This is a genomic window from Stenotrophomonas sp. STEN063 (genome assembly GCF_056854515.1).
In genome coordinates this window covers 25,879-41,614 of sequence record NZ_JBXFWF010000014.1, presented here as the reverse complement: position 1 = coordinate 41,614, position 15,736 = coordinate 25,879, and the positions used below count along the sequence as shown (strand labels likewise).

Sequence of the window (15,736 nt, the reverse complement as noted above, 5' to 3'; positions counted from 1 at the left end):
GGAGAGGGGTTGGGGTGAGGGCAAGCTCTTAGCTTCAAACAAAAAAAGGCCGCGCAAAGCGCGGCCTTCTCATTACCAAGAAGCCAAAAGAACTCAGACCTCAACAATCCCCGGAATCGCCACATCCGGATTCACGTCGGCTTCGTAATCCACGCCGTCGATGCCGAACCCGAACAGGCGCAGGAAGTCGGCCTTGTAGCCGGCCAGGTCGCTGATCTCGTACAGGTTCTCGTTGGTCACCTGCGGCCACAGCTCCAGTACCTTGCCCTGCACTTCCGGCGCCATTTCCTTGTAGTCCGCTCGCAGACGGCCTTCGCCGTCGACCAGCGCGATCTCACGGCCCTGCGCGTCCTGCAACTGCTGGCGGATGTGGTCAGCCGCGTTGGCGCCGCCCTGCGGGCCGTTGTACAGAATGTCGTACAGGGTATCGAGCTGCTCGATGCAGCCTTCGTGCGTGCCCTGCTCTTTCATCACCTTGAACAGCAGCGACAGATACAGCGGCATGGTCGGGATCGCCGAGCTGGCCTGGGTCACAACAGCCTTCAGCACCGACACGCGCGCATCGCCGCCCAACCCCTGCAACTTGTCACGGATGGCCAGCACCTTGGCATCCAGATCCTTCTTGGCAGCACCGATCGAACCATTCCAGTAAATGGCCTGGGTGATCTCTTCGCCGACATAGGTGAACGCGGTGGTGGTAGCACCCGGTGCCAGCACGCCAGCCTCAAGCAGCGCGTCGATCCACATCTGCCAGTCTTCGCCACCCATGACCTGCACGGTGCCGGCGATTTCCTCGGCCGTTGCCGGCTGCAGCGTGGTTTCGGTCAGCACTTCCTTGTCGGTATCCAGGCCACGCAAGGTGATCGGCGCGCCGATCGGCTTCAGCGTGGAGCTGATGATCTCGCCGGTCTTGGGGTGCTTGCGACGCGGCGCGGCGAGGCTGTAAACCACCTGATCGACCTGGCCAAGGTCAGCCTTGATGATCTCGATGACTTTCTGCTTCACCTCGTCGGAGAACGCATCGCCATTGACGCTGCGCGCATACAGGCCCGCCTGGTGTGCGTACTTCTCGAATGCGGCGGAGTTGTACCAACCCGCCGTACCCGGCTTGGTCTCGCTGCCCGGGCGCTCGAAGAACACGCCAAGGGTGGCGGCATCGCTGCCAAACGCAGCCTTGATGCGGGCGGCCAGACCGTAACCGGTGGAGGCACCGAGCACCAGCACCTTCTTCGGGCCATTGGCCAGCTTGGGCTGGGCCTTGATGTAATCGATCTGTTCCTTGACCGCCGCATCGCAACCAGTCGGATGGGTGGTGACGCAGATGAAGCCGCGCACACGCGGTTTGATGACCATGAAAACCTCGGTTGGCTAAACAGAAGACAGCAGCACAAGCAGTTTGCGCGCTGAACCGGGAGGATCGTAGTGCGCTGCCGCATCGAAAACAACCGACGCCACCGCATGGACCGCCCTGCCCCCGCGCGGATTGCAGGCAAAAGAAAAGCCGCGCGGGGCGCGGCTTTTCAGCAAGGCAGTGCGGGTCCGTCAGGGACGACGAGCCAGCTCTTCCTCGTCCTTGGCCTTGGGCAGCAGATCCTGCTTGGTGACCTTGAACGGACCAATGCTCAGCAGCGGCACGGCCACGATGATCGAGGAGATGACCACGATCACGGCACCCACCATGTGGGTTTCGGCCAGGCCTTCCATCGACTCGCCACCGAACATGTACAGCGCAAGTGCGGACAGGAAGAACAGCACCGCGGTGATCACCGTACGCGACAGCGTCTGGTTGATCGAGCGGTTCAGCACTTCCAGCGGCTCCACGCGCAGGCTGCGGAAGTTTTCGCGCACACGGTCGAACACCACGATGATGTCGTTGATGGCAAAACCCATCACCGACAACATACCGGCCAACACGGTCAGGTCGAACTCGCGGCCGAGCAGCGACATGTAGGCGACCGTCAGGATCAGGTCGAAGAACGCGGTGATGCTGGCGACGATGGCGAACTTCCATTCGAAGCGGGCAGCGATGTAGATCAGGAAGCCGATGACCATGAACAGCGTGGCGTAGATGCCGTTCATCGCCAGGTCCTTGCCGACCTGCGGGCCGACGAACTCGCCCGGCTGCACGGTAGCGACATTGTCCGCCGCAGTCACCGCAACGCGGACATTCTCGGCAACCGTCTGCGCGGCATCGGCGGCATTGTTGTGCTCGCCATCCGGCGGCAGGCGGATCATCAGGTCATTGCCGCCACCGACGCTCTGCACCTGGGCGTTCTCGAAGCCAGCCTTCTCCAGACGCTCGCGCACCGTGTCGGCGTTGATGCTCTTCTCAAAATGCGTGCGCACAACCGTGCCGCCGGTGAACTCCAGCGCGTAGTTGAAGCCCTTGAAGCCGATGATGGCGAACGAGGCCAGCAGCAACACCACCATGATCGCGAGCACCGGCTTGCGGTGACTCATGAAGTCGATGTTGGTGTCGTTCGGAACGATGTGAAGTGGAAACAGTTTCATGCAAGGAGTTCCTTGGAAAACCCGCACCGGTCAGGTGCGGGTTTCTGCGAAGAGGTTCGCGTCAGATGGCCACGGAGTTCAGCTTCTTGCGCTTGGCGTAGATCAGCGTCGCCAGAGCACGCGACACGGTGATCGCAGTGAACATCGAGGCAAAAATACCGATGATCATGGTCAGCGCGAAGCCCTTCAGCGGGCCGGTACCGAACGCGTACAGCGCCACACCGACAATCAGGCCAGTGAGGTTGGCGTCGAGGATGGTGCCCGAGGCGCGCTCGTAACCCTCCGCAATCGCCTTCTTCGCCGGCATGCCCAGGCGCAACTCTTCACGGATACGTTCGTTGATCAGCACGTTGGCGTCGACCGACAAGCCGACCGACAAGGCCAGACCGGCGAAGCCCGGCAAGGTCATGGTCGCGCCGAACATCGACATAACCGCCACCACGATCAGCAGGTTGAACAGCAGCGCCACCGAGGTGATCACGCCGAACATGCGGTAGTAGATGGCGAAGAACACCAGGGTGAAGATGAACGAGAACACCACTGCCTTGACGCCGCGGTCCACGTTCTCCTTACCCAGGCTCGGGCCGATCACGTATTCCTCGACGAAGTCCATCGGCGCAGCCAGCGAGCCGGCACGCAGCAGCTTGGCCAGGCCGTCGGCCTCGGTCTTCTCCAGGCCGGTGGTCTGGAATTCCTTGCCGAACACGCCATTGATGTTGGCGATGGAGATCACTTCTTCCTTGACCCGGAAGCTGCGCTGCTCCACACCGTTGACCATCGTCACCTGCGGAATCCGCTCGGTGTAGACCACGGCCATCGGCTTGCCGACATTGGCGCTGGTGAAATCAAACATGCGCTGGCCACCGACGCTGTTCAGCGTCACGCTGACCGACGGCAGGCCGTTCTGGTCAGTGGAGGTCGCCGCCTTGACCATCTGGTCGCCGGTGACGATGGTGCGCTTGTTCAACAGCACCGGCATGCCACGGCGGTCGCGGTAGAGCTTGGCTTCCGGCGGGATGCGGCCGGTATCCACTGCATCCTGCGCGTTGCCATCGACCACGGCGCGGTATTCCAGCGTCGCGGTGGCACCGATCATGCGCTTGGCTTCGGCAGTGTCCTGCACGCCCGGCAGCTCGACCACGATGCGGTCTTCGCCCTGGCGCTGGATGATCGGCTCGGCCACGCCCAGTTCGTTGACGCGGTTACGCAGGGTGGTCAGGTTCTGCTCGATGGCGCCGGAGGCGATCTGCAGCATTTCCGCCTGCGGCACGGTGGCGGTGATGCGATCACCACTGACCGAGTAGCTGAAGGTCGGCTGTGCCTTGGCCAGTGCCGCACGTGCCTTGTCGGCATCGGCAGCGTTGGTCAGGGCGATGGCGATATCGCTTTCGCCGCGACGCTCTACCGAACGGTAGGACACGCGGTTGTCACGCAGGGTGGTACGCACGTCTTCGGTGAAGGCTTCGAAACGCTTGTCCACCGCGGCCTTCTGGTCCACCTGCAATGCGAAGTGCACGCCACCGACCAGATCCAGACCCAGCACCATTGGCTTGCCGCCCAGATTGGCCAGCCAGTCCGGCACGGTCGAGGCCAGGTTCAGGGCGACGGTGTAGTTTTCGCCGGCCGTCTCGCGCAGCACCTCATTGGCGCGCGACTGGGCGTCCAGCGAAGCAAGGCGGACGATCAGGTTGTTCTCGCCCTCCTTCTCCACCGACTTGGCGGTGACACCGGCCTCGCCCAGCGCCTTGTTGACGCGCTCTTGCAGCGCATCATCAATCTGCCCACCACGGTTGGCGGTGATCTGAACGGACGGATCCTTCTGGTAGATGTTGGGCAGCGCGTACAGCGCGCTGACCGCCAGAACGATCAGAATCAGGAAGTACTTCCAGCGCGGAAATTCAAGCATTGCAGGATCCTGCGCGACGCCGGTGCGGCGTCACGACGTGACGGAAAGGGATCAGTCTCAGGCGGCGTTCTTCAGCGTGCCCTTGGGCAGGACGTTGCCGACCGAGCCCTTCTGCACGCGGATGCGGACGTTGTCGGCCACTTCCACGGTGATGAAGTTGTCGCCGATGTCGGTGACGACGCCAGCAATGCCGCCGGAGGTCAGCACTTCGTCACCCTTGGCGATCTTCTCCAGCATTGCCTTGTGTTCCTTCTGGCGCTTCATCTGCGGGCGGATCATCAGGAAGTACATCACTGCGATCAGCGCGATGGGCAGCAGGAAGGTGCCCATGCCCGGAGCGGCTGGAGCGGCCTGGGCGACGGGGAGCAGGATAGCCATGAGAGTCATTTTGTAATCCTTGATGTTGGGCGGCACCCATGCAGGCCGGATGGCCTGCATCAGTTACCGCGAAACGGGGTCAGCCGTGAAGTATGCCACGCGTCCGGGAGCACGTCCCGGACCGTGTGAAGACCGCTACTCCCCCGACAACGCCGGGACACTCAGGCCCCGGGCTGCATAGAAGGACTCGCGGAAGGCCAGGAAGGTTCCCGCCTCGATGGCCGCACGCATGTCGGCCATCAGTTTTTCGTAATAGAACAGGTTGTGCAGGGTGCCCAGCATCGGCGCCAGCATCTCGTTGCAGCGGTCCAGGTGACGCAGGTAGGAGCGGGTATAGCCGCCAGTACAGGCGTGGCAACCGCAGCCTGGCTCGATCGGGTTCATGTCCCGCTCGTACTTGGCATTGCGGATGCGAACGGTGCCGAACGAGGTGAAATAGTGGCCATTACGGGCATTACGGGTCGGCATGACGCAGTCGAACATGTCCACGCCGCGGGCCACGCCTTCGACCAGGTCCTCCGGCCGGCCCACACCCATCAGGTAACGCGGACGGTCGGCGGGCAGGATCGGGTGCATGTGATCGAGCATGGCGTTGCGCTCGTGCTCGGGCTCGCCCACCGCCAGGCCGCCGATAGCATAGCCATCAAAGCCGATCTGCTGCAGGCCTTCGGCCGAACGGCTGCGCAGCTCAGTGTGCACGCCGCCCTGGACGATGCCGAACAGCGCCGCATCGTTGCCCATGGCGTCATGTGCGTTGCGGCTGCGCTGTGCCCAGCGCAGGCTGAGCTCCATCGACTTGCGCGCCACCGGCTCGGTGGCCGGGTACGGGGTGCATTCGTCGAAGATCATGACGATGTCCGAATCCAGCACCTTCTGGATCTTCATGCTCTCTTCCGGGCCCAGGAAGACCCGGGCACCGTCGGTCGGCGAGGCGAAGGTGACGCCTTCTTCGGTGATCTTGCGGCGATGCGCCAGCGAAAACACCTGAAAACCACCCGAATCGGTCAGGATTGGACCATTCCACTGGCAGAAGCCATGCAGGCCGCCGTGGTCGGCAATGACATCCAGGCCCGGGCGCAGGTACAGATGGAAGGTATTGCCGAGGATGATCTCGGCCCCGAGCGCGCGCACCTGCTCTGGCAGCACGCCCTTGACCGAGCCATAAGTGCCGACCGGCATGAACGCCGGGGTCTGCACGGTGCCGCGCGGGAAGGACAGCTGGCCACGGCGGGCGCGGCCATCGGTGTTCTGGAGCTTGAACTGCAATCTGGACATGGAAGCATTGAGGCGTCAGTTGCGCCAATTGTCGCGGATATGGGCCTGCAGGGCGAACTTTGGGCCCGGAATAGTCAGTCGGGGAAGCGAACCGGCGCTGGATCGTGCCAGGCCAGGCCAACCTCGGCACCAATATCCGGCAGCTGGCCAGGGCCGAAGTCCAGCTCCAGCCGCTCACCGCCCGCCAAGCGCACCCAACCGCTGCTGCCCGGCCCGCGAAATACCACGCCCTCGACCCGCGCACGCAGTGCCGCGGCCGGGTCCAGCAACAGGCTGTGTGGGCGCACCAGCACTCGCCCTCCCCCAACCATGCCGAGCCGCGCCGCCTGGATCAGCGCTCCGCGACCGATGAAACCGGCGACGAACGGATCCTGCGGCGCCTGATACAGCGCTTGGGCGCTGCTCCACTGCAGCAAGCGCCCTTCATGCATGACGCCGATGCGATCAGCCATGGCAAAGGCCTCACTCTGGTCATGGGTCACCATCAGCACCGTGGTGCCGGCCGCCTTGAGCAGGTCACGCAGTTCGCCAGCCAGCCGCTGACGGGTATCCACGTCCAGGTTCGAGAACGGCTCATCCAGCAGCAACAGGTCCGGTGCCGGCGCCAGCGCGCGCGCCAACGCTACGCGCTGCTGTTGGCCACCAGACAATTCATGCGGGTAGCGCAGCTCCAGGCCTGGCAAGCCCACGTACTGCAACAAAGCCTGGACCCGGGCCTTCCGCTTGGCACGTTGCAGGCCACGCAGGCCAAAGCCGATGTTCGCCGCCACGTCCAGGTGCGGAAACAGCGCGTAATCCTGGAACATCATCCCAACCCTGCGCTGCTCGGGCGGCAGCGCCCGCTGCGGCGCAGCCAGCTGCCGCCCGGCGAGCACGATGCCGCCCTGCTGCAGCGGCTCAAAGCCGGCAATGCTGCGCAGCACCGTGGTCTTGCCGCAGCCGGACGCACCCAGCAGGCATCCAATCTCGCCACGACCGAGCTGCAACGACAAGCCCTCCACCACCGGTTTGAAACCGCCCGCGACGGGATAGCCAATATGCAGGTCTTCCAATACCAGCTGTGCGTCAACGTGCATCTTCAACTCCATAAGCCGCACCTGCGCGTGCCAGCAGGATCACCGGCAGCAGGCCACTGACGACAATCAACAAGGCCGCCACCGCGCCTTCTTCATACGTCCCGCGCGCAGCCTCGGCATACAACCAGGTGGCAAGCGTTTCGAAGTTCATGGGCCGCAACACCAGGGTGGCCGACAACTCTTTCATCGTATCGACGAACACCAACAGCGCGGCAGCGGCCAGGGCCGGGCGCAGCAGCGGCAGATGCACCCGTCGCAATATCCCCGCTGCACCCTCGCCCAGACTCGCTGCAGCCTGATCCAGCGACAGCGGAATGCGCACCAAGCCCGCCTCGATCCCGCCCACCGATACCGCAAGAAAGCGCAGCGTATACGCCAGCACCAACACGGTCACCGAACCCATCAACAGCATCTGCGGCTGACCGCCAAGCAGCACCAGCAGTCGGCTGGCCACGGCATCCACCCCGCCCAGCGGCAACAACAAGCCAATCGCCAGCACCGTGCCGGGGATCGCATAGCCCAGCGTGGCAGTGCGACTGCTGACTATTGCCAGGGCGTTACGCCGCCGCGCCTGCGCCAGCCGTAATGCCCACGCAACCAACAACCCCAGCGCCATCGCCACAACCGTTGCCAACAAGGCAACCCGCAAGGTGTTCCACAGCGCAACCAGCAACTGCGGCGAGAAACCAGCAACCTGCAGGCGCTCAACCGCCTCCCAGAGCAGGTAAGCCGCCGGCACCACAAAGCCCAGCAACACCGGCAACAGCCCCAGAAACAACGCGAGCAAAGCCCCGGCACCACGCAGCTGCTGCGGCTGCAACGGACGCGGCCGCAGCACGCTGGCATAGCGCTGCCGGCGCCGACCATAGCGCTCCAGCGCCAGCAACACGGCCACCACCGCGAGCATCGCCAGCGCGATCTGGGCGGCGCCCGCCAGATCGCCGCGACTTACCCAGGTGGTGTAGATCGAAACAGTGAGGGTCTGCACGCCGAGGAATTCGGAGGCCCCGATATCGTTGAGGGCTTCCAGCAAGGCCAGTGCCACGCCTACTGCGATTGCAGGTCGCGCCAACGGCAGCGCCACCCGCCAGAACACCTGCAGCGGCGTCGCCCCTAGGCTGCGCGCCGCTTCAAGCAAGCCCGCCGCCTGGGTCATGAACAAGGCGCGGGTCGTCAGGTACACATAGGGATAGAGCACGAAGCCCAGCAGCACGATGCAGCCAAGCAGATGGCGGATATCCGGCAGGCGGAACTGGCGGGGACTGTCATAGCCCAGCAGGTCACGGATCAGCCCTTGCACCGGGCCAAGCGGATGCAGCACGTCCAGATAGGCGAAGGCGGCGATATACGTTGGCACCGCCAAGGGCAGCAGCAATGCCCAGCTCAACAGTTTGCGCCCCGGGAACGCAAACGCCGTCACCAACCACGCACTGCCCGTACCCAGCACTACGACCAATACGCCGACGCCCAGCAACAACAGCCCGGTATTGAACAGCGCGGTCGGCAGCACATTGGCCGATAGATGCGCCCACAGCCCGGCGCTGCCATCGCTCGCCGCCCACGCCAAGCCCAGCACCGGCGCCAACATCAGCACCGCTACCGATACCGCGCCCAGCAGCCAGGGATTCCATCGCCACGTCATCAAGCACTATCCATCGCGAAACAACGGCCCGGCACCGCAAGCACGGCGCCGGCCCGTAGGAAGCCGCAAGGTTCAGTTATCGAAACCGACCTTGTCCACCAGCTCACTGGCCAGCTTGCGGTTGGCAACCACTTCGGCCAAGGGCAGCGGGTCCACCTTCATCGGGCCGAAGCTGGCTACGACCGGGTCAAGCGCAACACCCGGCTTCACCGGGTATTCGTAGTTGGCGCGCGCGTACAGGCTCTGCGAGCTGTCGCTGACCAGGTATTCCAGCAACTTCACCGCATTGTCATGGTTGGGCGCATGACGGGCGACGGCGGCGCCGGAGATATTGACGTGGGTGCCGGTATCGGCAGCACTGGCAAACACCGGCCGCACTACCTGGATGGCATCACCCCAGCTGCGCTGCTCGGAGCCTTCCTCGGCGTTCTTCATGCGGCCCACGTAATACGCGTTGGCCACACCGATATCGCAGATGCCGGCAAGAATGTCGCGTGCAACATCGCGATCACCACCGGCAGCCTTGCGAGCGAGGTTGGCCTTGACCCCGCGCAGCCAGACTTCGGTCTTCTCCGCGCCATCATGCGCGATCATCGCCGCGAACAGACTGGTGTTGTAAGGATGCTGGCCGGAACGGATGCATACCCGGCCCTTCCACTTGGGATCGGCCAGATCTTCATAAGTGAAGCCGGTCAGGTCGAGATCCTTGTCGGCATAGACCACGCGGTCGCGCAGCGACAGCGCGAACCACTGCCCTTCGGGCGAGCGCAAGTGCGCAGGGATGGCCGCTTCCAGCACCGGCGACTTCACCGCCTGGGTGTGCCCGGCTTCAACCACGTCGAGCAGGCGACCGGTGTCCACCGTCATCAGCACGTCGGCCGGCGAACGCTCGCCTTCGGCAGCCAGACGCTCGGTCAAGCCGTCCTTGAGCAGCACCGTATTGACCTTGATGCCGGTGTCCGCGGTGAAGGCGTCCAACAACGGCTGCACCAGGGCGGGTTCGCGCGTGGTGTAGAGGTTGACCTCACCCGCAGTGGTGCCTGCTTGCGATGCGGCAGCAGGTGCGGGGGCGTCACCGCTCTTGGCGCAGGCGCCAAGCAGGACAAGGGAACACAAGGCAGCCAGATGGCCGGCGGCACGCTTCGGATGACGCATGATTTACTCCGGAAGTGGTCGTCGGTCCCGGCCACGATGGCCGGACACGGATCAAATGAGAACTTATCTCATCTGATCCATCCGTGCACTACGTCAAACAGCCGCACCTTCCGCAGCCGGGAACAACAGCATCGCATCGCCATAGCTGAAGAAGCGGTACTTCTGCGCGATAGCGTGCGCATAGGCCTGGAAAACACGCTCCTTGCCCGCGAACGCGCTGATCATCATCAGCAGGGTGCTTTCCGGCAGGTGGAAATTGGTGACCATCGCATCGACGCTGCGGATGCGATAACCCGGGGTGATGAAGATCTGGGTCTCTCCGGCGTAGGGATGCAGTTCGCCTTCGCGCATCGCACTCTCCAGCGCTCGCACCACGGTGGTACCGACACCGATCACCCGGCCACCGGCAGCACGGGTGCGCCGCACCTGCTCGACCAGCTCGGCGCCGACATTGAGCCATTCGCGGTGCATCACGTGCTGCGACAGATCATCCACGCGCACCGGCTGGAAGGTGCCGGCACCAACATGCAGGGTGATGTGCCCGAACTGCACGCCACGCTCGCGCAGCTGCGCCAGCAGCGCTTCGTCGAAGTGCAGACCGGCGGTCGGCGCAGCCACGGCACCGACCTGCTTGGCGAACACCGTCTGGTAGCGCTCGCGGTCGTCCACACCGGGCTCCCGGTGGATGTAGGGCGGCAGCGGCAGGCGACCTTCGTGCACCAGCCAGGATTCCAGCGATTCGGGGATATCAAAGCGCAGCACATAGAACTCGCCGTCGCGGCCAAGCACCTCGGCTTCGCCGCCGGCATCAAGCTGAATGCGACTGCCGGGCTTGGGCGATTTGCTGGCACCTATCTGCGCGCGCGCCTGCTGGCCACCGAGCAGACGCTCGATCAGGATCTCGACGCGGCCGCCACTGGCTTTCTGCCCGAACAGGCGCGCCGGGATGACGCGGGTGTCGTTGAACACCAGCAGGTCACCAGGCTGCAGCAATCCGGCCAGATCACGCACCTGACGGTCGTCGAACGGCGCCGGCGCCGGCGGAACCAGCAGCAGGCGACTGGCCGAACGTTCGGCCAAGGGAGCCTGGGCGATCAATTCCTCAGGCAGGTCATAGGTGAAATCGGACTTCTTCAAGGCCGGAACTTCGTGCGGGGAGCCGACTATTGTAGCTCCCGGGGGAGGAAGAGCTGGTTTCTGGGCTTGGGCCTGGGTTCGGGCCTTGGCCTTGGCTTCGCTTCATGCCGTCATTCCCGCGAAGGCGGGAATCGCTCTGGCTCTGGCTCTGGCACTGGCTTGCTCCTGAATTCGCACTGGCCAGACCAAATCAACAGCGAACAGCCAAAGCAAGAGCGATTCCCGCCTTCGCGGGAATGACGGCTGTAGAGCATGGGCAAGGCAGCGCCGAAGCAACGCTGCCAGCTACCTCACCGCTCAAACTTGGTAGAAAGAATGATCGCGCTGTTGGTCCGTTCCACCCCATCCACCGCACCGATGGCGTCGGTCACCACGTCCATCTCGCTGACTCCCCCCACCACCACCATCGCGATCAGGTCGTGGTTGCCGCTTACCGAATGCAGCGACCGCACCTCGGTGATGTCACGCAGCGCCTTGACCACGGCCGGCATCTTCTTCGGCAGCACGGTGATCAGCACGTGCGCACGCACCTGGCCCTGCTCGTAGTCCTCATGGGTGCGCACTGTGTAGCCGGCAATCACCCCCAACTGCTCAAGCCGGTCGATGCGGCTCTGCACCGTGGTCCGTGACAGGCCGAGCCGGCGGGCGATCTGCGCGGTGGAGGCGCGCGCGTCCTCGCGCAACACGGACAACAGGCGTTCGTCGGCAGGAGAAATATTCACATTGCAAACCAGCTTCGTCGATTCGACGAAATTACCCGAAAATCCGTCGAGATCATAGCTGCCATATGTCCAGAATCTCCACATAATGGGTATATACAAGAAACTTCTGGAGATGAGCATGACCGTACTCGGCCCCCTCGCCCCGCTTCGCGCGCACGCCGGCAGCCGCCTGACCCAAGGCCTGGACGACGCCAGCGTTGAACGCCTGGCCGTCGCTCACCCGGACCTGGCAGGCGCCATCGCCGCTGCCGCCAGCGAATACGCCCGCATCAAGGACGAAGCTGCCGACCTGCTGGATCTGGACGAGCACGACCAGATCGCCGCCATGCAGGCCGGCTTCGTCAATTTCTACGCCGACGACGCCGTCGTCCCGTACATCGCCCTGGCCGCCTGCGGCCCGTGGGTGGTCTCGCTCAAGGGCGCCGTGCTGTATGACGCTGGCGGCTACGGCATGCTCGGCTTCGGCCACACCCCGGCCGACGTGATGGCCGCTGCAGCCAAGCCGCAGGTGATGGCCAACATCATGACCCCGAGCCTGGCCCAGCGCCGCTTCGTGCAGGCCATGCAGAAAGAGATCGGCCACAGCCGCGGCAGCTGTCCGTTCTCGCACTTCATGTGCTTGAACTCCGGCTCCGAGGCCGTTGGCCTGGCCGCTCGAATTGCCGACATCAACGCCAAGCTGCAGACCGATCCGGGTGCACCGCATGCCGGCGCCACCATCAAGCGAGTGGTGATCAAGGGCAGCTTCCACGGCCGCACCGACCGCCCGGCGCTGTACTCCGACTCCAGCCGCAAGGCCTATGACCAGCACCTGGCCAGCTACCGCGGCGAGAACAGCGTCATCACCGTACCGCCCTACGACGAAGCGGCGATGCGCAAGGTGTTCGCCGATGCCAAGGCCAACAACTGGTTCATCGAGGCGGTATTCCTGGAACCGGTGATGGGCGAAGGCGACCCGGGCCGCGCGGTGCCGGCCAGCTTCTACAAGCTGGTCCGCGAACTCACCCGCGAGCACGGCAGCCTGCTGCTGATCGACTCCATCCAGGCCGCACTGCGTGCGCACGGCACCCTGTCCTTCGTCGACTACCCGGGCTACGAGACGCTGGATCCGCCGGACATGGAAACCTATTCCAAGGCCTTGAACGGCGCGCAGTTCCCGCTGTCGGTGCTGGCCGTCACCGAGCATGCCGCCAAGCTCTACCGCAAGGGCGTGTACGGCAACACCATGACCACCAACCCGCGCGCGCTGGATGTGGCTGTCGCCACCCTCGCCCGCCTGTCGCCGGAAGTTCGCCAGAACATCCGCCTGCGTGGTGAACAGGCCGTGCAGAAGCTGGAAGCGCTCAAGACCAAGCTCGGCGGCCTGATCACCAAGGTGCAGGGCACCGGCCTGCTGTTCTCCTGCGAGCTGGCCCCGCAGTTCAAATGCTATGGCGCCGGCTCCACCGAAGAGTGGCTGCGCATGCACGGCGTCAACGTCATCCACGGCGGCGAGAACTCGCTGCGTTTCACCCCGCACTTCGGCATGGATGAAGAGGAGCTCGACGTGCTGGTGGACATGGTTGGTCGCGCGCTGGTTGAAGGCCCGCGCCGGGCGCAAGCTGACGCTGCTTGATCTTCCGTGATGCATAACGAAACAGGCGGCCATTGGCCGCCTGTTTCTGTTTGCAGATCCAGAAGCTCCCGCTCTGTCAGCGCACGCTGGTCACCGCCAGCGCAGGGCCCGGCTGTCCACCCCAGCCACCCAGCGCCTTGTAGACAGCAACGACACTGACATTCACCGACGCTTCCGCTGCCGCCAACGCATCGTCGGCAGCCAACTGATTGCGCTGCGCATCCAGCAAGGCCAGGAAGTCTTCCGAGCCTTCGCGATAACGCAGCTGCGCAAGCAATTCCGCCTTGCGTGCGGCCTGTGCCTGCTCAGCCACGATGCCCAAGCGTGCCTGCTGCTTGGCATAGCGGGTCAGCGCGTTCTCGGTGTCTTCCAATGCCAGCAGCACCGCCTTCTCGTACTCGGCTGCCGCGCCATCGGCCTGCGCCTTGCTGGCACGCAGGCGTGCCCGCACGGTGCCGAAATCGAATGCCGCCCAGCTGATCGACGGGGTCAACGACCACGCCTTGTTGTTGCCGTTCACCAGACCGGAAGCATCGCCGCCAAGGAAGCCGACGAAACCACTCAGGCTGATGCGCGGGAACAGATCGGCTGTCGCCACGCCAACACGCGCCGTGGCTGCAGCCAGGCGACGCTCGGCCATGCGCACATCGGCACGCTGCCGCAGCAGGTCGCTGGTGTCGCCCAGTGGCAAGGCCTTGGCGAATGCAGGCACTTCACGTGGCTGCAGCAGTGTGTCCAGCGAACCGGGACGCTGCCCAAGCAGCACGGCAAGACGATGCCGCGACTGCACTTCGGACACTTCCAGCAACGGAATATCCGCCTCGATCGCCTTCAAGCGGGCGCGACTGCTCTGCACGTCCAGCTCGCTGCCTGCGCCCAGTTCCAGCCGGGTTTCGGTCAGGCGCTGGGTCTCGCGCAGATTGACCAAGGTGTCGCGCGCAACCGCAATCCGCTTCTGTGAGCCGCGCAACTCGAAGTAATTGCGTGCCACCTCCGCCGCCACCATTACCTGCGCGTCGGCCAGATTGTCGCGTTCGGCGCCGAGGTCGGCGCGCGCCGCTTCGGCTGCACGTCGTTGCCGGCCAAACAGATCCAGCTCCCAGCCGGCGTCGAAACCAAGTTGATAGGTTTCGCTGAAGACACGCTCGCCGCCGACCGATGCGTCAGGCTGCTTGCGCCGATCCTGGCTGCCAGCAGCGGTCACGTGTGGGAGCTGATCCAAGCGCTGCTCGGTGAACGCTGCACGTGCAGCGCGCACGCGGGCCATGGCGATCTGCAGATCCAGATTGTCGCCCAGCGCGCCCTGCACCAGCTGTGCCAACACCGGATCATCAAACTGCGCCCACCAGTTGGCCACCGGTGGTGCGCTGGAGAACGCAGCATCTGCCGCGCCCTGCAGGCTAACCGGCTCTACCGGTGCTGCCTTGTAGTCCGGACCAACGGTCACGCAACCGGCCAACAAAGCGCTGGCCATTGCCGTCACCAATACGCGCATCACCACGGCAGCACCTCACCGAGGTAGCTGAAGCTGCCCGTCGGGCCATCGGCGCCAATCAAGGCCATGCCGACGCTGGAACGTGCGCCTTCGGCGACATCAATCTCACCTTCGCCACCGTTCATGTCGGTCTTGACGTAGCCCGGATGCACCGCGTTGACCTTGATCGGGCCTTCGCGCAATTCGTGCGCCAGCTGCACGGTCCAGGCGTTCAGCGCGCTCTTGGAAGCGTTGTAGGCCGGCACGATGAAACCGTAGATCGAAGAGCCCGGCTGCGCATGCAGGGTCAAGGAGCCGAGGATGCTGGACACATTGACGATGCGTCCGGCCGGTGCAGCGCGCAGCAGCGGCAGGAAGGCAACGGTCACTTCAACCACGGCGAACAGATTGGTGTTGAAGGTGCTGCGCCAGGTTTCCAGCGATTGGCCGCTGGCACCGGCCTGCAGGTCATCGACCAGCACGCCGGCGTTGTTGACCAGGATATCGAGCTTGCCGTGCTGCTGCGTCACGCGCTCAACCGCTACCGCGATGCTGTCAGGGTCATTGACGTCGAGCTGGATGGCTTCCACCGGCAGGCCTTCCGCCTTCAGCTCCTGCGCCTTTGCGGCAGCAGTATCGTAGTTGCGCCCGGCCAGCAGCGTATGCACGCCCGCGGCTGCGAGCTGGCGTACGGTCTCAAGACCGATGCCGCGGGTGGCGCCGGTAACCAGGGCAACGTTGGTGTTCTGGGTATTCATCTGCTTTTCCTTGGGGGAATGAATTGATACAAGCCCGATAACATTTCAAACCATCCTTGCCAGTGAAGGTGACAAGGACCTGCGTGA

At 64.2% G+C, this 15,736-nt stretch carries 13 protein-coding genes; 1 reads left to right on the top strand and 12 read right to left on the bottom strand.

What is annotated here, in order from left to right:
- Positions 1-93: 93 nt before the first annotated feature.
- The 10 genes from fabV to AC1VWL_RS05710 form a co-directional block, all read right to left on the bottom strand.
- Complete coding sequence (gene fabV / locus AC1VWL_RS05755; protein ID WP_303746690.1) at positions 94-1,353, bottom strand: enoyl-ACP reductase FabV; 1,260 nt, start codon at positions 1,351-1,353, stop codon at positions 94-96.
- Between the two features lie 189 nt (positions 1,354-1,542).
- On the bottom strand, positions 1,543-2,511 hold the full coding sequence (gene secF / locus AC1VWL_RS05750) for a protein translocase subunit SecF (RefSeq protein WP_282271728.1): 969 nt from the start codon (positions 2,509-2,511) through the stop codon (positions 1,543-1,545).
- Positions 2,512-2,572: 61 nt separating this feature from the next.
- Complete coding sequence (gene secD / locus AC1VWL_RS05745; RefSeq protein WP_481533393.1) at positions 2,573-4,417, bottom strand: protein translocase subunit SecD; 1,845 nt, start codon at positions 4,415-4,417, stop codon at positions 2,573-2,575.
- 57 nt (positions 4,418-4,474) lie between these two features.
- Complete coding sequence (gene yajC / locus AC1VWL_RS05740) at positions 4,475-4,804, bottom strand: preprotein translocase subunit YajC (protein ID WP_282271731.1); 330 nt, start codon at positions 4,802-4,804, stop codon at positions 4,475-4,477.
- 126 nt (positions 4,805-4,930) lie between these two features.
- Positions 4,931-6,070, bottom strand: a complete 1,140-nt coding sequence (gene tgt / locus AC1VWL_RS05735; RefSeq protein ID WP_282271735.1) for a tRNA guanosine(34) transglycosylase Tgt — start codon at positions 6,068-6,070, stop codon at positions 4,931-4,933.
- Positions 6,071-6,144: 74 nt separating this feature from the next.
- Entirely contained in the window at positions 6,145-7,146 is a 1,002-nt protein-coding gene (locus tag AC1VWL_RS05730) for an ABC transporter ATP-binding protein (protein ID WP_481533394.1), read from the bottom strand.
- On the bottom strand, positions 7,136-8,788 hold the full coding sequence (locus tag AC1VWL_RS05725) for an ABC transporter permease (RefSeq protein ID WP_482986068.1): 1,653 nt from the start codon (positions 8,786-8,788) through the stop codon (positions 7,136-7,138). The genes AC1VWL_RS05730 and AC1VWL_RS05725 overlap by 11 nt, the downstream gene beginning before the upstream one ends.
- A gap of 72 nt (positions 8,789-8,860) precedes the next feature.
- Positions 8,861-9,943, bottom strand: coding sequence for a Fe(3+) ABC transporter substrate-binding protein (locus tag AC1VWL_RS05720; protein WP_481533396.1), 1,083 nt, complete (start codon positions 9,941-9,943; stop codon positions 8,861-8,863).
- Positions 9,944-10,036: 93 nt separating this feature from the next.
- Complete coding sequence (gene queA / locus AC1VWL_RS05715) at positions 10,037-11,080, bottom strand: tRNA preQ1(34) S-adenosylmethionine ribosyltransferase-isomerase QueA (protein ID WP_296246330.1); 1,044 nt, start codon at positions 11,078-11,080, stop codon at positions 10,037-10,039.
- Between the two features lie 290 nt (positions 11,081-11,370).
- Positions 11,371-11,802, bottom strand: coding sequence for an Lrp/AsnC family transcriptional regulator (locus AC1VWL_RS05710; RefSeq protein ID WP_282271858.1), 432 nt, complete (start codon positions 11,800-11,802; stop codon positions 11,371-11,373).
- 118 nt (positions 11,803-11,920) lie between these two features.
- On the opposite strand from AC1VWL_RS05710, the gene AC1VWL_RS05705 reads away from it, so the two are divergent.
- Positions 11,921-13,417 (top strand): aminotransferase class III-fold pyridoxal phosphate-dependent enzyme, encoded by a 1,497-nt coding sequence (locus AC1VWL_RS05705; protein WP_482986067.1) that lies wholly within the window; start codon positions 11,921-11,923, stop codon positions 13,415-13,417.
- A 76-nt stretch (positions 13,418-13,493) separates the two neighbouring features.
- Here AC1VWL_RS05705 and AC1VWL_RS05700 read toward each other — a convergent pair whose 3' ends face one another.
- Together AC1VWL_RS05700 and AC1VWL_RS05695 are read right to left on the bottom strand one after the other, a co-directional pair.
- Positions 13,494-14,912 carry an efflux transporter outer membrane subunit gene (locus tag AC1VWL_RS05700; RefSeq protein WP_482986066.1) on the bottom strand — a complete coding sequence of 473 codons (1,419 nt, stop codon included), beginning with the start codon at positions 14,910-14,912 and terminating at the stop codon, positions 13,494-13,496.
- Positions 14,912-15,649, bottom strand: a complete 738-nt coding sequence (locus AC1VWL_RS05695) for an SDR family oxidoreductase (protein WP_482986065.1) — start codon at positions 15,647-15,649, stop codon at positions 14,912-14,914. Before AC1VWL_RS05695 ends, AC1VWL_RS05700 begins: the two co-directional genes overlap by 1 nt.
- Positions 15,650-15,736: the final 87 nt, after the last annotated feature.